Source organism: Planococcus sp. S3-L1 (assembly GCF_030063085.1).
In the GTDB taxonomy this organism is placed as follows: domain Bacteria; phylum Bacillota; class Bacilli; order Bacillales_A; family Planococcaceae; genus Planococcus; species Planococcus kocurii.
Window position 1 is genome coordinate 1 of sequence record NZ_JASISN010000009.1, and the last position, 17,600, is coordinate 17,600.

Annotated in this window: 16 protein-coding genes; 6 read left to right on the forward strand and 10 right to left on the reverse strand. The window is 40.5% G+C overall.

The window, feature by feature from the left end:
• Nucleotides 1-6 precede the first annotated feature (6 nt).
• Nucleotides 7-273 (reverse strand): hypothetical protein, encoded by a 267-nt coding sequence (locus QMF37_RS10035; protein WP_283478214.1) that lies wholly within the window; start codon nucleotides 271-273, stop codon nucleotides 7-9.
• 152 nt (nucleotides 274-425) lie between these two features.
• The gene (locus QMF37_RS10040; protein WP_078080250.1) at nucleotides 426-1,328 is read right to left on the reverse strand and encodes a DMT family transporter; all 903 of its coding nucleotides are present in this window, start codon (nucleotides 1,326-1,328) and stop codon (nucleotides 426-428) included.
• A gap of 105 nt (nucleotides 1,329-1,433) precedes the next feature.
• On the opposite strand from QMF37_RS10040, the gene QMF37_RS10045 reads away from it, so the two are divergent.
• Nucleotides 1,434-2,162 (forward strand): MgtC/SapB family protein, encoded by a 729-nt coding sequence (locus QMF37_RS10045; RefSeq protein ID WP_058385835.1) that lies wholly within the window; start codon nucleotides 1,434-1,436, stop codon nucleotides 2,160-2,162.
• Between the two features lie 15 nt (nucleotides 2,163-2,177).
• Nucleotides 2,178-3,164 carry a cation diffusion facilitator family transporter gene (locus QMF37_RS10050; RefSeq protein ID WP_078080249.1) on the forward strand — a complete coding sequence of 329 codons (987 nt, stop codon included), beginning with the start codon at nucleotides 2,178-2,180 and terminating at the stop codon, nucleotides 3,162-3,164.
• A 32-nt stretch (nucleotides 3,165-3,196) separates the two neighbouring features.
• Here QMF37_RS10050 and QMF37_RS10055 read toward each other — a convergent pair whose 3' ends face one another.
• From QMF37_RS10055 to pruA, 4 genes are all read right to left on the reverse strand, one after another.
• Nucleotides 3,197-4,360, reverse strand: a complete 1,164-nt coding sequence (locus QMF37_RS10055) for an iron-containing alcohol dehydrogenase (RefSeq protein WP_071153804.1) — start codon at nucleotides 4,358-4,360, stop codon at nucleotides 3,197-3,199.
• 110 nt (nucleotides 4,361-4,470) lie between these two features.
• The gene (locus QMF37_RS10060) at nucleotides 4,471-5,715 is read right to left on the reverse strand and encodes a Glu/Leu/Phe/Val family dehydrogenase (RefSeq protein WP_058385838.1); all 1,245 of its coding nucleotides are present in this window, start codon (nucleotides 5,713-5,715) and stop codon (nucleotides 4,471-4,473) included.
• Nucleotides 5,716-5,796: 81 nt separating this feature from the next.
• Nucleotides 5,797-6,990 carry an ornithine--oxo-acid transaminase gene (locus tag QMF37_RS10065; protein ID WP_283478222.1) on the reverse strand — a complete coding sequence of 398 codons (1,194 nt, stop codon included), beginning with the start codon at nucleotides 6,988-6,990 and terminating at the stop codon, nucleotides 5,797-5,799.
• Nucleotides 6,991-7,064: 74 nt separating this feature from the next.
• Nucleotides 7,065-8,609, reverse strand: a complete 1,545-nt coding sequence (gene pruA / locus QMF37_RS10070) for an L-glutamate gamma-semialdehyde dehydrogenase (RefSeq protein ID WP_071153803.1) — start codon at nucleotides 8,607-8,609, stop codon at nucleotides 7,065-7,067.
• A gap of 139 nt (nucleotides 8,610-8,748) precedes the next feature.
• Here pruA and QMF37_RS10075 point away from each other — a divergent pair, with 139 nt between their 5' ends.
• On the forward strand, nucleotides 8,749-10,062 hold the full coding sequence (locus QMF37_RS10075) for a sigma 54-interacting transcriptional regulator (protein ID WP_078080248.1): 1,314 nt from the start codon (nucleotides 8,749-8,751) through the stop codon (nucleotides 10,060-10,062).
• A gap of 24 nt (nucleotides 10,063-10,086) precedes the next feature.
• Here the strand turns inward: QMF37_RS10075 and yugI are convergent, their stop codons facing one another.
• Both yugI and QMF37_RS10085 read right to left on the reverse strand, forming a co-directional pair.
• A complete protein-coding gene (yugI, locus tag QMF37_RS10080; protein ID WP_058385842.1) occupies nucleotides 10,087-10,464 on the reverse strand; it encodes a S1 domain-containing post-transcriptional regulator GSP13 in 378 nt (125 codons plus the stop codon).
• An 86-nt stretch (nucleotides 10,465-10,550) separates the two neighbouring features.
• Nucleotides 10,551-13,160 (reverse strand): RNA polymerase sigma factor, encoded by a 2,610-nt coding sequence (locus tag QMF37_RS10085; protein ID WP_283478228.1) that lies wholly within the window; start codon nucleotides 13,158-13,160, stop codon nucleotides 10,551-10,553.
• 151 nt (nucleotides 13,161-13,311) lie between these two features.
• Here QMF37_RS10085 and QMF37_RS10090 point away from each other — a divergent pair, with 151 nt between their 5' ends.
• Entirely contained in the window at nucleotides 13,312-14,646 is a 1,335-nt protein-coding gene (locus tag QMF37_RS10090) for a sodium-dependent transporter (protein ID WP_071153801.1), read from the forward strand.
• A 105-nt stretch (nucleotides 14,647-14,751) separates the two neighbouring features.
• Nucleotides 14,752-14,964 carry a helix-turn-helix domain-containing protein gene (locus QMF37_RS10095; protein WP_058385845.1) on the forward strand — a complete coding sequence of 71 codons (213 nt, stop codon included), beginning with the start codon at nucleotides 14,752-14,754 and terminating at the stop codon, nucleotides 14,962-14,964.
• A gap of 49 nt (nucleotides 14,965-15,013) precedes the next feature.
• Here the strand turns inward: QMF37_RS10095 and QMF37_RS10100 are convergent, their stop codons facing one another.
• Entirely contained in the window at nucleotides 15,014-15,274 is a 261-nt protein-coding gene (locus QMF37_RS10100) for a DUF1871 family protein (RefSeq protein WP_058385846.1), read from the reverse strand.
• 101 nt (nucleotides 15,275-15,375) lie between these two features.
• The gene (locus tag QMF37_RS10105) at nucleotides 15,376-16,080 is read right to left on the reverse strand and encodes a peptidylprolyl isomerase (protein ID WP_283478232.1); all 705 of its coding nucleotides are present in this window, start codon (nucleotides 16,078-16,080) and stop codon (nucleotides 15,376-15,378) included.
• A 184-nt stretch (nucleotides 16,081-16,264) separates the two neighbouring features.
• Between QMF37_RS10105 and QMF37_RS10110 the strand changes: the two genes are divergently transcribed.
• The gene (locus tag QMF37_RS10110) at nucleotides 16,265-17,497 is read left to right on the forward strand and encodes an MFS transporter (protein WP_283478234.1); all 1,233 of its coding nucleotides are present in this window, start codon (nucleotides 16,265-16,267) and stop codon (nucleotides 17,495-17,497) included.
• Nucleotides 17,498-17,600: the final 103 nt, after the last annotated feature.

Consider the following 17,600-nt stretch of genomic DNA (forward strand, 5'->3'; position numbering starts at 1 on the left):
CATGTATTAGGCACGCCGCCAGCGTTCGTCCTGAGCCAGGATCAAACTCTCCATTATAGAGTAGTGTTGATTGCTCAATACTGCTGGCGTATCGCCGTCCGAAGACGCACGATTCGCTTTGATCTGCTCAATGCTGATCAGTAAGTTGTCGTCACGAACACCGAGAAGGAAAACAACTTTGCTCTGGTTGCCAAAGGCAACCTTCGCAAAAGCCGTTCTCGCACCGAAGTGCTCGTGACGTCTTTCGTTGACGTTTTGCTGTTCAGTTTTCAAGGTTCAAGGTTCAAGTTGTTGTTTTTTTAGCCGCGCTCATTGGCGACTTAATTAATATATCTCATCCCAACTTCGTTGTCAATACTATTTCAAAATATTTTTACGAGTTGTCTTAAGGACATATATAAATATAAACCGCCACGAGCAAAAAATCAAGCCTTTATTTTTAAAAAGTACATTTTAATTTTTTGGTAGTCTGCAACGAATAGCGTTATCCCCGCTAACACTACACTTCCACCAACAATTTGAGATACACTTAAATATTCTCCGAGTATGAAATACGCTAGTATAGCTGCTCCTATCGGCTCAAAAAGAATAGCAATTGATATAACATTCGTGCTTACCCATTTTAAAGCCCAGTTAAATAATGTATGCCCTAACAGATTCGGAATAATCGCTAACAACAAAAACCACATCCACTCAGAGGCTGGGTAAGGACCAAAAGATTCTCCTTTGAATACAATATAGAAGAATAATGTTATTGTGCTAACTCCGTAAACCACAAATGTATACGTGACCAGTGATAACCTCTTTCTGACATCTTGACCAAATAATAAATATGCCGTAATTAAAGCACAAGCTATTAAAGCCAACAAATCTCCGTAAAGAGCACTTCCACTCACTTTGAAATCACCGTAGCCAATTAAAACACTTCCCGCAATTGCAATAGCTCCCGCAATAAGCGTCTTAATAGATACTTTCTCTTTAAAGAAGAAGTATGTACCAGCAAAAGCGAACAGCGGTTGCAAGGTTACAAGGACAGTCGAGCTTGCAACTGACGTATAATTAAGCGATTCAAACCATAAAATAAAGTGAAAAGATAAAAACACACCCGCAATTGACGCAAAAACCCAATCTCTTTTGCTTAGCTTTTTGATTTCGTGGGTATATTTTAAAAAGAAGACTGGGCTCATGATCAACACCGAAAACAACATCCGGTAAAAAGCTGTCACTCCTGAATCGGCAGATGTCATCTTAACAAAAATAGCCGATAACGCTACTGAGAATACTCCTATCATAATAGGGATATATGGATGAATAGCCGGTTTTTCCATACCTACACCTCTTCTTCTATATTAACTTCACCGACGACACACTTAACAAGTTTGCCACGTTCGCTAAAGAGAATCAATACAAGACAAAAAAATGGAGGTTTTTTTATGGAGTTTTTCAGCGCAATGCAAATTTCTTCATATGAAACTTTCTTTAAACTTGTCATAGCCGCTCTCTTAAGTTTAGCAATCGGACTGGAAAGGGAATTAAAAAGAAAGCCTGTCGGATTAAAAACGAGTATCGTTATCTCTACGTTCAGTTGTTTACTAACCATCATCTCGATTGAATCTGCCTATATTGCACAAGGTAGCGAGTATGCTAATGTTAATATTACAATGGATCCCTTGCGTCTTGCCGCACAGATTGTTTCAGGTATTGGTTTTTTAGGGGCTGGCGTAATTTTAAAACGTGGCAACGATTCTATTTCAGGACTTACGACTGCGGCCATGATTTGGGGAGCTGGAGGAATTGGGATTGCAGTTGCTGCTGGCTTTTATATCGAAGCCGTAACTGCGGTCTTACTCGTCCTGATTGGAATAGAAGTTTTGCCTCACCTACTTTTTAAGTTTGGGCCAAAACGTTTGAAGATGGTTGAAGCAAATTTAAAGGTAGTTGTCACTGATCGAACATCCATACGGGAGGTGCTAAATGAATTAAAAATAAATGGGTCCGTGATCGAAAGCATTTCAATCGCCTACTCAGATGAAGTAGGTTCTTCTTTCTTTCATGAACTTCGGATTCGTATGTCTGTCCCTCACGACAAAGACACCATTGATTTGTACCAAGAAATATCAGACATGAAAAATGTTGTGCATGTTGAAATCGAATTAATTTGACCGAGGAGGATTTTTATGAAAGAGTTTTTCGGATTATTGAAAAATGGCAATAAGCCGTCTTTGACGGCAGCAGTCATTAATACGTTTATCGCAATTATGAAAGGTGTGGCGTTTTTCTTCACAGGGAATGTCGCCATGTTCGCTGAAACAATGCACTCTATCGGAGACGCAGCGAACCAGTATTTCGTTTTTATTGGCTCTGCACTCTCTAAGAAGGCGCCGACCAAGCAATTTCCAAATGGTTTCGGGCGTCTATTGAACATCGTTCTCTTAGGTGCCGTCTTGATTGTTGGAATCATGGCATATGAAACTATTATCGAAGGCTGGCATCAAATGACAAAACCAGTCGAAGCAGAAGGATTCATCATCAGTGTTGTGGTATTATCCATCGCAATCATTCTTGAATTTTTTGTTCTTTATAAAGCCGGAAAAGAAATCCTTCACGAAGCAGGCGTTAAAGGTGGAGCTCTAGCTCCCTTGACTACAAGTTTTTCTCACTTGAATCGAGCGAAGCCTGCAACTAAATTAGTGTTTTTAGAAGATTTGGTTGCAACTGCAGGTGGGGTCCTTGCCTTAACCGCTGTATTAATCGCGCATTACACTGGCTTTCTTCAAGTCGAAGGTGCTGCGTCTATTGCGATTGGCTTTATGATGTTCTATGTTGTCGCAAAAGTTTTCATGGATAACGCACGTGGCGCCATTGGTGAAACGGACGAACATATGGTAAACCATATTGCACACTTGTTGAGTGATCATTCAGATGTTCGAGACATTCAAGAGTTAGAAGTTGTTAAAGAAGGAGAATTTCTTCATGTTGAAACTAAAATTGAAGTTGATCCAAATTTAAACGTGATACAGGCCGATGCTTTACAAGAGCGTTTAGCCGAGCTTATCCTCAGCCAACCAAGTGTTGACGACGTCATTGTTTCTCTCGATGCAGATGATGGTGAAACACATTGGAAGCATTTAAGTAAACGACCAAAAAAACTTAATCCAAATTAAAAAAGGATTGGCGCTCAGCGCCAATCCTTTTCTTATAGTGATGCTTGTAAAATTTCTTTCACATCTTCATCTTTTAGTTTTGCAAAGTTACCGAATTCTCCATAGACCATCGCTTTCTCTACCATTGCATCAATTTTTGAATCATCGATGTCGTAGTAGTCCAAACGAGTTGGTGCTCCTAATGAAGTCCAGAATGCAGATACGCGATCGATTCCTTCATAAGCGATTTCTTCCTCAGACTTACCTGCTGAATCTACGTCAAAGACACGAACTGCCATTTGAGCAAAGCGAGCTGGATTTACGTTTACGTTATGACGCATCCATTGCGGGAATAAAATTGCCAATCCACCAGCATGTGGAATGTCATAAACTGCAGACACTGCATGTTCAATGTTATGCGAACCCCAGTCTCCTCTATAGCCCATTTCAAGGAATTTGTTCAATGCCATTGTTCCTGCGAACATGATTGTTTCGCGGTGTTCATAACTTTGAAGATCTTCCATTAATTTTGGTGCAGTTTCAATTACCGCTTTTAATACACCTTCACACATACGATCTTGAACCGGTGTGCTCGTCGCATCGTTAAAGTATTGCTCGAAAATATGAGACATCATATCAACAATTCCGTAGACCGTATGGTTTTCCGGCACTGACAATGTGTAAGTTGGATCTAGAATTGAAAATTGCGGGAATGACAACGGGCTTCCCCAGCCGTATTTTTCTTGTGTTTCTTCATTCGTAATAACTGAACCTGCGTTCATCTCTGAACCAGTAGCAGCAATTGTCAAAACTGTACCAAATGGCAGCGCTTCTTGTGGCTGTGCTTTGCGAGATACTAAATCCCATGCATCGCCGTCGTATTTAGCGCCGCAAGCAATCAGTTTCGTGCAGTCAATAACTGAACCGCCTCCAACTGCTAATAGCATATCGATGCCTTCTGTTTTGCAAATTTCGATTCCTTTTTTAGCAGTCGAAATACGTGGATTTGGCTCAACTCCCGCTAGTTCAAAAACTTCAAGTTTCGCTTCAGCCAAAGTTTTAATCACTTCATCGTAGAGTCCGTTCTTTTTAATACTGCCTCCACCATATACAAGTAGAACTTTTTTACCAAATTTAGGTAATTCTTCCTTAACTGCTTCAAGTTGGCCTTGACCAAAAATAAGTTTTACTGGGTTATAAAATGAAAATGCGTTCATCCAATCATCCTCCTCTATTCAAATAATAGTATGTAGTCTCTTATAGAAAAAAGCAAAAGATTGAGACTAAAAAACCGCCTGGAAAGGATTCCAGGCGGTTTTTTCATATCTTATACCCATCCACGGAAGCGTGAAGCTTCAGCAGTTCTACGAGCACCGACCATGTAAGCAGCTAAACGCATATCGATATTACGCGTAGTAGCGACATTATAAACATTTTCAAATGCATCAATTAGCTTTTTGTTAAGCTTTTCGTCCACTTCTTCTTGTGTCCAATAATAACCTTGGTTATTTTGCACCCATTCAAAGTAAGAAACCGTAACTCCACCAGAACTTGCTAAAACGTCAGGCACCAAAAGGATTCCGCGTTCTGTCAAAATTTTAGTAGCTTCAGCAGTCGTAGGACCGTTTGCTGCTTCAACCACAATAGAAGCTTTAATGTTATTCGCATTTTCTACCGTAATTTGATTAGCAATCGCTGCCGGTACCAAAATATCGCAATCTAATTCAAACAACTCTTTGTTTGTGATGGTGTTATCAAATAAAGTTGTAACCGTACCGAAACTATCACGACGGTCCAATAAATAATCAATATCTAAGCCATCCGGATCATGCAAGGCACCGTAAGCATCTGAAATTCCAATTACTTTTGCTCCAGCGTCGTGAAGGAATTTCGCTAAGAAACTTCCTGCATTACCAAAACCTTGAATGACAACACGTGCCCCTTGCATATTTAGGCCGCGTTTTTTCGCAGCTTCGTTAATACAGATAGTAACTCCTTGTGCAGTCGCTTTGTCCCGGCCTTGAGATCCACCAAGAACAATTGGCTTACCTGTAATAAAACCAGGGGAGTTATACTCATCGATTTTGCTGTATTCGTCGTACATCCAAGCCATAATCTGTGAGTTGGTGAATACATCTGGTGCTGGAATATCTTTGTTCGGCCCAACAATTTGACTAATCGCGCGAACGTATCCACGACTCAATTTCTCAATCTCGTGCATGGACATTTCACGTGGGTCGCAAATGATGCCACCCTTCGCTCCGCCATAAGGCAATTCCACAATTCCACATTTTAATGTCATCCACATTGATAAAGCAATTACTTCATCACGATTTACATCCGGATGAAAACGGACTCCACCTTTTGTCGGTCCAACTGCATCACTGTGTTGAGCGCGGTAACCTGTAAAGACTTTTGTTTTGCCGTCATCCATACGCACTGGAATGCGTACTTCTAAAAGCCGCATTGGTTCTTTTAGAAGTTCGTACATCGCATCTTCGTAGCCAAGCTTATCTAATGCAGTTTTAATAACATTCTGTGTAGACGTCAACAAGTTCAAGTTTTCAGCCATTGTATTAGTTCGCCTCTTTATATTTAATATTTACTCATATTCTAGTGTAACACATGTCAAGATTTGTGTGCCATGCAGAAATTAATTAGCGAATACTTTTTGAATGCGTTCAATCGCCCAATCCAATTCTTCTTTTGAAATAATTAGTGGCGGTGCAAAACGGATAACCGTATCATGTGTTTCTTTGCATAAAAGACCTAACTCTTTTAGTTGTTCACAATATGGTCTTGCTGCTTCAGTCAATTCCATACCGATGAACAATCCGCGACCTCTAACTTCTTTAACAGAAGGGTGTTTGATTTCACGCAATTTGCCCATGAAATATTCACCTAGTTCTTGAGAGCGCTCAGAAAGTTTTTCATCAAGCAATACTTCTAAAGAAGCTACTGAAACTGCACACGCAAGCGGATTGCCACCAAAAGTAGAACCGTGTGATCCTGGATTGAATACACCAAGAATGTCTTTGTCAGCTACCACACATGAAATTGGGAATACTCCGCCCCCAAGTGCTTTACCTAAAATGTACATGTCCGGGTTTACATCTTCCCATTCGCAAGCAAACATTTTACCTGTACGAGCAAGTCCACACTGAATTTCGTCAGCAATAAACAACACATTATTTTCACGACAAAGTTCTCTCGCAGCTTTTAAGAAGCCTTTTGGTGGCATGATAATTCCAGCTTCACCTTGAATTGGTTCGATTAAGAAAGCAGCTGTATTTGGTGTAATAGCATTTTTCAATGCTTCTAAATCACCAAAAGGAATTAAGTTGATACCCGGAAGCATTGGTCCGAAGCCTTTACGGTATTCAGGATCCGAAGATAATGAAACAGCTGTCATTGTTCGGCCATGGAAGTTTCCGTCACACGCAATAACTTCTGCTTGATTTTCTGCAACGCCTTTTACATCATACGCCCAACGACGCGCAGTTTTGAAAGCGGTCTCAACTGCTTCCGCACCAGTGTTCATCGGCAACGCCATTTCCTTACCAGAAATATCGCAAATCATTTCATACCAAGGAGCTAATTTATCATTGTGGAATGCGCGTGAAGTCAATGTAACACGGTCCGCTTGATCTTTTAATGCTTGAATAATTTTCGGGTGACGGTGCCCTTGGTTTACAGCTGAATACGCTGACAGCATATCCATGAATTTATTGCCTTCTGGATCTTTTACCCAAACACCTTCTGCTTCTGTAATAACGATTGGTAGCGGATGGTAGTTATTAGCCCCGTATTTTTCTGTTTGTTCAATGATTGTTTGTGTCTGTGTCATGTAATTTCCTCCTTTTAAAAAAAGGCAGACAGTCGTCCGCCTTTTAATGAATGATCATACCCTTTGGTTATAGATTAATACATTTCAGAAGTAGTTTTTGCTTGCATATGAAGACCGATGTAATCAGGTCCGCCTGCTTTTGAATCAGTTCCAGACATGTTGAATCCACCGAATGACTGATATCCTACGATTGCGCCTGTGCAGCCGCGGTTAAAGTATAAGTTACCTACGTGGAAATCTTCACGCGCTTTTTCAAGGTTAGCACGGTTGTTTGTAATTACTGCACCAGTCAAGCCGTATTCTGTGTTGTTTGCAATTTCAATTGCATGATCGAAATCTTTTGCTTTCGTTAGACCCACCACTGGACCAAAGATTTCTTCTTGCATGATACGTGCTTGTGGATCAAGATCAGCAAAGACAGTTGGGTTTACGAAGAAACCTTTAGAATTGTCTCCGTCTCCACCAGCTACAAGACGTCCCTCTTGTTTCCCAATTTCAATATAGCTCATGATTTTATCGTACGAGTTGCCGTCGATAACTGGGCCCATATAGTTTGATTGATCAGTTGGGTCACCAATCGTCAATTCTTTTGTCAATTCGATAACGCGTTCAAGAACTGTATCGTATACATCTTCAACGATGACTGCACGTGATCCAGCAGAACATTTTTGTCCACTAAAGCCGAATGCTGATTTTACAATTGATTGTGCTGCAAGTTCAAGGTCTGCTTCTTTATCTACGACCATTGTGTTTTTGCCGCCCATTTCAGCGATCAAGCGTTTCATCCAAATTTGTCCTTCGTTCACTTTAGCAGAACGTTCTGCAATGCGAAGACCCACTTCTTTTGAGCCTGTGAACGAGATAAAGCGAGTGTTCGGGTGATCAACTAAGTAGTCGCCAACTTCAGATCCTGGTCCAGGAATAAAGTTAACAACACCTGCAGGCATACCTGCTTCTTCAAGAACTTCAATGAATTTGTAAGCAACCACTGGAGTTGTTGAAGCTGGCTTCAATAGTACAGTGTTACCTGCTACCATCGCTGCAACAGCCGTTCCAGCCATAATTGCAAAAGCAAAGTTCCAAGGTGAGATTACAACGCCTACACCTAAAGGAATGTAGTCATAACGGTTGTCTTCGCCCGGACGGCTTTCTACATGCATGCCGTCTTTCAGACGTAGCATTTGGCGCGCATAGTATTCCATGAAATCAATTGCTTCAGCTGTATCAGCATCTGCTTCGTTCCAAGGCTTACCTGCTTCTTTAGTCAAAAGTGCTGAGAATTCGTGTTTGCGACGACGCACAATTGCAGCTGCTCTCATCAAAACGTCAGCGCGAATTTCTGGTTTTACTTTTTTCCACGTTTTAAATGCTTCGTCAGCTGCTTGCATCGCTTTCTCAGCTAGTTCTTTGTTTGATTTTGATACTCGACCAATCAATTCTTCTTTGTTTGAAGGGTTGAATGAAATAATTTTATCTTCAGTAGTGATGCGTTCTCCACCAATAATTAACGGATAGTCTTGTCCAAGATAAGCTTCAACTGTTTTCAAGCCCTCTAGGTAGTCTTTGCGATTTTGGTCAACTGAGAAATCTGTGAATGGTTCGTGTTTGTAGGGAATCATGTAAATCCTCCTTGAGTTTTAAGTAAGCGCAAAAAAAATTTGCACTTTCAAACTGTTTCCACTTATAATAATGCAAAAGATTGTTGCATAATTCAAGTGTTTTCGTTTAAAAAATCAAAATAATTTTGGAGTGAGCGTTTTGAAGACTGAAAACATCGACTTATCCCCGTTCTATAAATTTGCTGGAGAGCACGTGGCTATTGGTATTCATGCCATAGATATGAAAGGTAAAACTATTTTATATAATAAAAAGATGCGTGAAATTGAAGGATTCGATTTCGAAGAACTTGCCGATCGTTCACTGCTTGAAATGTTTCGTTTTGATCAACATGAGAGTACGTTACTCCAAGTTTTGCAAAGTGGCACGCCTGTTTTCAACGTCAAACAAACGTATTGGAATCGAAAAGGGCAAGAAATTACGACGATAAATGATACTTACCCGGTAGTTGAGGGAGATGCATTAATTGGGGCAATCGAATTATCACGTGACGTCACTACACTTGAAAAAGTAATTTATCAACCTTTAAGAAAATACGATGAGCCTATTACTTTCTCGGCAATTACTGCTGTTTCTAAGAGTATGAGAAAAGTGATTGATACTGCCGAAAAAGCCGCTACCGCTAAATTACCTGTTCTTCTTGTAGGAGAATCAGGGACTGGTAAGGAACTAATTGCCGAGGCTATTCACTGGGCACAGTCTTCGGTTAGACAGATGTATACGCTGTACTGTCATGGAACAGATGGTACCATCATCGATCAATTAGGCGAAGATATTAAAAAAATGGGCGATGGAACGATTTACTGTGAACGAATTGATTTGTTGCCTTTGTCTTTGCAAGAGCAGTTATTGATTATGGCTGAAGAACGTTCACGAGGAAATACCTATTTTATTGCGAGTGTTGGTGAAGATCCGGTTGAATTGATTACTTCACACAAGTTGCTGAAGGATTTGTATTATTTCTTTTCGTCGATGACCATTAAAGTAGAACCGCTGCGTTCACGGAAAGAGGACATTTTGCCGTTTGTTGACGATTATTTTTCTCGCCACCGAATGAAAGTAGGTTCGGTTGTTCGCGGATTGGATTTAGAAGTGACTGATTTGCTTCATGCTTATGACTGGCCAGGAAATTTAAAAGAACTTGAAGTGCTGCTCGATGAAATAACGTCGATGCTAACAACACAAGAAATTATAACCGTAGACATGCTGCCTTATCACTTTAAACTAAAGACCAATTTGAACGGCGCACAAAATCCTGAAGATTTTATTGTTCAATCCACCACAGAGTTGCTGCCACTTGAGGATTATTTGTTTGAAGCGGAAATGTATTATTTGCAAAAAGCGATGGATTTACATAGTGGCAATGTGACAAAAGCCGCTGCCGCTCTTGGCATGAGCCGTCAAAACTTGCAGTACCGTCTACGTAAAATCAAAAAAAACGAAGCACAGACATGATGTCTGTGCTTCGTTTTTTGTTTATTACTGTTGACCAGAACGCTTGATCCACTCTTCCATTTTTTCTTTCAAAGAGTTAAATCCTTCAGAATCACTTTCGTTCACATGTGACTGAAGAGATTGTTTTGGTTTTTCAGTTTTTTGAGCTGCTACTGGCTGCTCTTGAAGTGCACGGATTGACAAGCTAATTTTTTTAGATTTTTCATCAACTTCCAATACTTTCACGTCAACTTCTTGTCCTACTGCCAAATACTCACTAACTTCTTTTACGTAACCGTGAGTGATTTCTGAAATGTGGACCAAACCTTGTGTTTGATCGTCTAAAGCTACGAATGCGCCGTATGGCTGGATTCCTGTAACTTTACCTGAAACCTTATCGCCTGTTTGGTATGTTTTTGTCATGTTTACCCGCTCCTAGTCATATCTAATTGTCCTGTACACCTATTGGCATCTGTATATTATAGCACAACTATATGCTGGGAGCAAAATCAGTATTCATTTATATTCGACATTCTCCAGCCATCTTTGGTTTTATCCATGTTAAACATTTCAGGAAACAGATTTCCCTGTGCCGTTGTATAGTATTGTATTTCCACTGTCCCTCCACGTCCCAGTGGATGATTTGGAGTAAAATGGCTCCTAAATGTCAATTGTGCCAATTCAGAAAATGGCCGGAAATTTTTCAATGCTAATAAATCGACAAACTCTTCATCAGTCAAATGGGTTTCTATCATCAATTTTTTCATCATTGGAACGTCTTCATTTTCAACAGCCTTGAAAAACATGGCTGCAACTTCGGATGGCTTAGCCTCCGTTAGAAGTTGTGCTTGGAAATCAGTAGCAAACGATGCATACAAAGACTCAACGGCTTGATTGAATTGTTGATCTTCTCCTTGCAAATCGTAACTTTCATATTGGCGATAGTCGATTTGCCAAATTTGATCTTTTTCTGTAACCAACAGTAGATCCAATTGTTCATCAAACTCATACATGTCAATTCCCGGATATATATAAACCTTGTCTTTTACTCTTTGTGTATATGAACTATTAGAAAGTTCAACCCATCTCGCTGTTTTCGTCAGCTCAGGAATTTTCCTCCACTCTTTAATGAATGTTTCAAGTGTTGGCTTTGACGGACTGTCCGCTAACAGGTGCCATTGCGTGGTTGCATCTTCTTGTTTGTTGGCATAGTGATACATAAACAAGACATCCAACGGCGATACACCTGATAAAAGCTGTAAATCATAGGACGCTTCAAATGATTCATACAAAGATTGGATGCGACTGTAATCAAAATCTTTCAAATCAACAAATTCGTCTTCAAGCTTTAAGTTGCCATTGGGTAATTTGTTGGCCAATTCGCCTGACTTTTCCATCGCTAACGCATCCATCACATGATGAAACTCTAATTCGTCATAGATTGTCGAAGTGGTCCAATCGCTCGCTTCCATTTCTTTTAAAATGGGCAGCATGATAAACGCCATCGGATTAGAAGAAGCGATACTATTCCAGGCAATTCGGTAATCCATTTTTACTTTTCCTTGCTCATCAAAGACCGGCGAATTGTCGCTGCCCTTAACTAATTGCCAAAAAATTTGCTGATAAGCAATTTCGATGTGACTTAACAAAGCCGAACTTGGTCCCTCTTCAAGCAATGCCGCTTCCATAGCAAACAAATGATAAGGAATGCTTTCAAGAGGTAGCAAAAAACCACTATTATCAAAATAAGGTTCACTGCTAAGTAAATGCAAATATTGCCCGGCGTGCAGATCTCCCATAACAGGTTGCTGTTGCGTAAGATTGTCGACATTTCGAACCGTTCTAAAATAACTATTTTTCGGGTGGGCAATTGGCGTTAAATTATATTCTGGTAATGCCTCTACAACTAAACGTAATTCTTCCGGATAACTACTAGCTTGTGCTAACAGTTTTTCGGGTGACAATTGATCCATCACAATCGTTGACTCTAACTCTTGTTGGTATTTTAGGAGCAGGTTGTCTACAAACAAACGTAATTCATCCGTTTTCGCTGCATAATCCAATAAAAAATCTTCCGTTTCAGTGCTCAACATTGGGTTCGGACCAGCTAAAGAGTCAACCATTCCTCTCGGTGTTTCAATCTTCCTAAAAAGACGATCGACAACAACTTGCATGTGAATGGGATCGTCTTTTAATGACTTTTGCATGTTATCGCTGAAAACCCGCTCCATTTCAACGTCTGCCTGTTTAACGTATGCTAATTGTTCAAACTGTTGCGGCGTCATTCCTAAACGTTCGGGAGCTGTTTTCTTAATGGTGTCGTATTGCGACTGCCAATCCGTCATCATCTTATCAGTCACTATTTCAGATTGTTCGAGTTCTGTTGCGCCTGAAGTTTTTGCTTGTTGGTCGTTTACAGTAAAACTGATGCCGATGACGAGCGCTAGAAAAAGACCTGCAGTCCCAAGAAACATCGTTGATTTTTTGCCCAGTGGCTGCGGTGTGGAAGACGTTTTTACACTTTCCAGATTTAGTGTTTCTTCATCTGACCGCTGAATATCTAGTTCTATTGGTGATAGTGGGACAAAACGTTGATAAGATTTCTGGAGCATGGTCAACCTTTGCACCAATTGCGTTTCATTTAAATTCATCGTAAGCCGAATCGTACGCAGTCCCTCATCAATAGCTTGCTGTACTTGTTGCTCTGAAATCTCTAGTATGGCCGCTATGTCACGAAGCGAAAAATGATGAAAATAAAATAAAACGATAGGCACTCGCTGAGGCGGTAGTAAATTTTGTAATTCGTCGTGCAGTTCTTGATCTTCTTGAAAACTAAGAATCATCGGAAGATCCGTGCTTTCACCTCGGATTGGCTGTATTGAAACGCGTTGAATCAGTAACTGATAAAGTTGGATTTTTGCTTGTTCCGGCGTAAGTTGTCCAAGGTGTTTTTGCAGTTCTAGCAAACTAGTTTTTTGGAATTCTGGCAGTGTCGGGTAGCGGACACCCAATTGATAAGCAAAGCGGCCCATGTCAGGAAAAGCACTCTCAACCCAACAATAAAGCGAGGCTGTATCCCCTTTTTGAGCTTGTCTAAAATGATCGTTTGCGGAAGTCATTGCCACACTCCTCTTATAGTTGGAATAATCACTTTTTTACTAATTCTTGTTTATTATACGACTCTTCCTACAAAACGTTTCAAATACTGCTATTTTTTTTTGTGTAGCTCGTGTAAAATGAGGAAATCTATATGAGATAGGAGTGACGAATTTGGAAAAACGCGATCAATGGAGCTCTAAGCTAGGCTTTATCTTAGCGGCAGCAGGAAGTGCTATTGGCTTAGGAGCTATTTGGAAGTTCCCATACGAAACTGGCGCAAATGGTGGCAGTGTTTTTATTCTGCTGTTCATTATAAGTACGATCGCAATTGGATTACCGATTCTACTCGCTGAATTTGTCATTGGCCGCAGAGGTCAGGCAGATGCGGTCACTGGATTGAAAAAACAAGCCCCTGGCAAGCCTTGGTATTTAATCGGCTGGTCTGGATTTATCTTTTCGTTCCTCATTTTGTCTTTTTACAGCGTTGTGGGCGGATGGGTATTGTCTTACCTAGGTCGTTCTATTCTATTCCAATTGTCTGATCTGGGGGACGACGAATTTGCAGAACTGTTCACAGGTATTATTACAAATCCATGGGAAGTGCTGCTTGCACAAGCTGCCTTTATGGGATTGACGGTGTGGATTGTACAAGGTGGCATTAAAGGAGGCATCGAGCGTGCTAGCAAAATTATGATGCCTGCTCTATTGATTTTCTTTGTAGTACTCATGATTCGGTCGTTGACACTTGATGGTGCGATGGAAGGTGTACGCTTTATGTTCGTTCCAGACTGGTCTTTCTTTAACTTTGAAACGGCATTGGTGGCACTCGGTCAAGCCTTTTTCTCACTAAGTGTCGGTGTGGCAGGAATGATTACTTATTCATCCTACTTATCAAAATCAGAAAATCTGACGCGTTCTTCTATTAGTGTTGTGTCATTAAATATCGTTATCTCAATTATGGCGGGATTGATCATCTTCCCAGCTGTTTTCTCTTTAGGCTATACACCTGACCAAGGTCCAGGGCTAGTATTTATCATTCTGCCTGCGATTTTCGATCAATTGTTTATGGGACAATTTTTAATGATCATTTTCTTTATTCTGTTGTTATTTGCAACATTAACCTCTTCTATTTCCATGCTGGAGATTACCGTTTCCATTGGCGTCAAAAACAAATACGATCGCCGTCGTCGTGTTGCGCTAATTTTTGGCTTGATGATTTTCATCGTCGGAATTCCAAGTGCTTTGTCGTTTGGCGTTATGCCGCAAGAAGTTTTCTTCGGTTTCACATTTTTTGACTTCGTCGATACCTTGACTAACCGAATCGGATTGCCCTTAGGCGCTCTATTCACTGCATTATTTGCAGGTTATGTTTTGACAAAAGAAGACGTCCATAACGAACTTCCGCAACAAAAACTATGGGTCGATATCTGGCGAGTAGTAGTTCGCTATATCGCACCGATCGCTATTATTGTTGTTTTCATTCAAGGAATTATTGCCATTTTTTGACTCAGCTGTTTGAAAAATGCCACAACTTGTCCTATCGAAAGTTTTCACGACATGATAGTATATAACTTATAGAAGAAAGTTTCTTATGAGAAGGAGTGCATGATTATGAAAAACGACTTACACGCTCAATTAAAAGCGCTTCGCGAAGAACGCGGGCTATCATTAGACGAACTGGCTTTAAAAACAAGAATTGGTGTTGCTAAACTGCAAGCCTATGAAAGTGGCGAAGAAGTACCATCAACTCAAACAATCATGATTCTTTCAAATGCATTAGAAGTTCCTGCTTCTAATTTAGTAGACGGATTAGAATCTAACTAAAACAAGAAAAGAGCTTTCAGCGAATTCCGCTGAAAGCTCTTTTCTTGTTTTAAATAATGTGTTTGGCTTCGTATTTAACTGCCAGCAGTTTGTAGGAAATGTCCACACATTGCTCTAACGGAATCCATTTTCCAAACGACAATTCGTAGCTAGTTTGAATTGTTTTTGCGAGATCTGAAGGATGGTCTAAAACCTGCAATTGAGCAACCACATCTCCAATTTCTTTACCATATAATTCGGAGCCAATAGCAAAAGGATCCCAATACTTCATGATTGCAACCGCTCTTCTGTTCATTTCACTCGTGTCCATTTGTTTTCACCTGACATTTCTCTATTGTTAAGGGCTATAATAGCACATAAATAGAAAAAGAAAAGCAGAAAAAAACGATTAGACCGTTTTTCGATGCTCTCTTATTGCTGAAGAATTTTAATAGAGTCAATGGTCACATCTGTAACTGGCTTTTCAGCTTCGGTTTCAACTGCTGCGATGGCGTCTACTACATCCATTCCTTCAATCACTTGACCGAATACGGTATGTTTGCCATCAAGCCAAGGCGTGCCTCCTCGTTCTAGGTAAGCGTCTTTAACTTCCTGCGGGTATTCGGTTGCAAACATATCCGCTGTTACTTCTGGTGCTTGGACAATGAAAAACTGGCTGCCATTCGTGCCCGGTCCTCCGTTAGCCATCGCTAAAGCTCCCCGAATATTAAACAGATGGTCGTTAAACTCGTCTTCAAACGGCGCTCCATAAATACTTTCACCACCGCCACCTGTACCCGTTGGATCTCCTGTTTGCAACATGAAATTTTCAATGACTCGGTGGAAAGTCAGACCGTCGTAATAGCCTTCTTCTGCATGTGTCAAAAAGTTTTCCACTGCTTTTGGTGCAATGTCCGGAAACAGTTTGATTTGCATAGCGCCCATGGACGTAGTCACTTCAACAAGCGCTTCGTTGTCTGCAACTTCTGTTGATAATTGCGGATAGCCGTCCACTTCCACTTTCGCACTTTCGGTTGTTGTTGTTGTTGTTGTTGTTGTTGTTTCCTGTTCTTCTTGTCCTGAGCATGCACTTAGGAACAACGCTAATAAAACTGGTGCCACAATTATTTTTTTCATCTTTTTCACCCCGTTTTATTTTAGCATAGTTTCATTCAACAAAAGAACTCGCTTTGTAAGCGAATAGCGTATACTGACAGGAGACAGAACAGTTTGAATTAATCAATAAAACCTAGCTCTTTCTTCGTGTAACGAAGTATTATATAATGAGAACAGATGCTTTGTTCAGAAAGAAGGGTTCTTTATGGACACTCAGAAAAAGAATTTCTTTATTATTATGTTCACTAACTTTTTAGTAGCTGGTAGCACTACCATGATTATGCCATTCTTATCTCTTTATATTGAATCACTCGGGAATTTCACAGATGAATATGTGCAACGTTGGTCTGGTCTAGTGTTTGGCGTTACGTTCGTTGCGGCTTTGATCATGTCGCCTATTTGGGGACGCATTGCTGATAAATACGGCTTTAAGCCTATTTTAATCATTAACGGCTTTGGTATTGCCATTAGTATTTTTTTAATGGGAACCGCTGATTCCGTCTCAGAACTGTTTATGATTCGTTTGTTCATGGGTGTAGTAACTGGATTTATCCCGACTTCCTTGGCTTTTGTCAGCTCTCAAACTTCCAAAGAGACAGCAGGGAAAACTCTCGGCACGCTTCAAATGGGCAGTGTATCCGGCACATTGTTCGGTCCAGTTCTCGGCGGCTTAATGGCAGATGCTTTTGGTTTTAAATATACATTCTTGATTACAGCTACTGTCATTACCATCGCTGCATTGTTCGTCGTGTTTGGCTTGCACGAAGTTAAACGACTGAAAGTAAAAGGTGCTCACGTTTACGCACCGAAAACAATCGTCAACGGAATTTTAAATCACCGTTTAATGCTCAACGTTATGATCATCACAGCATTGATTCAAATTGGGAATTTCAGCATTCAGCCCTTGTTGTCGCTATATGTGGCAGAACTAACAGAAGGAAGTACGCAAGTCGCTTTTCTAGCGGGTATTACTTTCAGTGCCACTGGCGTAGGGAACCTTCTTTTTGCTCGGCGCTGGGGACGACTAGGCGATTCTATCGGTTACGAGAAGGTATTAGGTTTTCTACTTTTGCTGTCTTTTATCTTTATCATCCCGCAAGCTTTTGTCACAGAACTTTGGCAACTCATCATTTTGCGGTTGTTCTTCGGAATGGCAGTTGGCGGAATGATTCCAACGACAACTGCTTTGATGCGTCGGGAAGCGCCAATTGAAATTCAAGGAGAAATAATGGGTTACAATACGAGCTTCCGCTTTCTTGGAAACATTATCGGCCCAATGTTCGGTGGGATTATCAGCGGTGTGATTGGCATCTCTTCTGTCTTCATCGTAACGGGCGTGTTGTTTATCTTCGCATTCATCTTTCTACGGTCTACATTAGCAAAACCGCAGCAAGATTTTGAAGACGTCCTGCTCGAACAAGAATTAAAAAATACGTAAACCAGGTTTCTACTAGAAAACCTGGTTTTTTTGTGTCTTTTTTTGATTTCACAAAATTAACTTAATTGGCTTTCTTCCTATTTCTAAAGTTTGCAAAAAGTAA

Excerpts from the sequence above, each read along its gene's own strand:
- QMF37_RS10040 (WP_078080250.1), bottom strand. The coding sequence starts at position 1,328 with ATGGAAAAACCGGCTATTCATCCATATATCCCTATTATGATAGGAGTA.
- QMF37_RS10045 (WP_058385835.1), top strand. The coding sequence starts at position 1,434 with ATGGAGTTTTTCAGCGCAATGCAAATTTCTTCATATGAAACTTTCTTT.
- QMF37_RS10050 (WP_078080249.1), top strand. The coding sequence starts at position 2,178 with ATGAAAGAGTTTTTCGGATTATTGAAAAATGGCAATAAGCCGTCTTTG.
- QMF37_RS10055 (WP_071153804.1), bottom strand. The coding sequence starts at position 4,360 with ATGAACGCATTTTCATTTTATAACCCAGTAAAACTTATTTTTGGTCAA.
- QMF37_RS10060 (WP_058385838.1), bottom strand. The coding sequence starts at position 5,715 with ATGGCTGAAAACTTGAACTTGTTGACGTCTACACAGAATGTTATTAAA.
- QMF37_RS10065 (WP_283478222.1), bottom strand. The coding sequence starts at position 6,990 with ATGACACAGACACAAACAATCATTGAACAAACAGAAAAATACGGGGCT.
- pruA (WP_071153803.1), bottom strand. The coding sequence starts at position 8,609 with ATGATTCCCTACAAACACGAACCATTCACAGATTTCTCAGTTGACCAA.
- yugI (WP_058385842.1), bottom strand. The coding sequence starts at position 10,464 with ATGACAAAAACATACCAAACAGGCGATAAGGTTTCAGGTAAAGTTACA.
- QMF37_RS10085 (WP_283478228.1), bottom strand. The coding sequence starts at position 13,160 with ATGACTTCCGCAAACGATCATTTTAGACAAGCTCAAAAAGGGGATACA.
- QMF37_RS10095 (WP_058385845.1), top strand. The coding sequence starts at position 14,752 with ATGAAAAACGACTTACACGCTCAATTAAAAGCGCTTCGCGAAGAACGC.
- QMF37_RS10100 (WP_058385846.1), bottom strand. The coding sequence starts at position 15,274 with ATGGACACGAGTGAAATGAACAGAAGAGCGGTTGCAATCATGAAGTAT.
- QMF37_RS10105 (WP_283478232.1), bottom strand. The coding sequence starts at position 16,080 with ATGAAAAAAATAATTGTGGCACCAGTTTTATTAGCGTTGTTCCTAAGT.
- QMF37_RS10110 (WP_283478234.1), top strand. The coding sequence starts at position 16,265 with ATGGACACTCAGAAAAAGAATTTCTTTATTATTATGTTCACTAACTTT.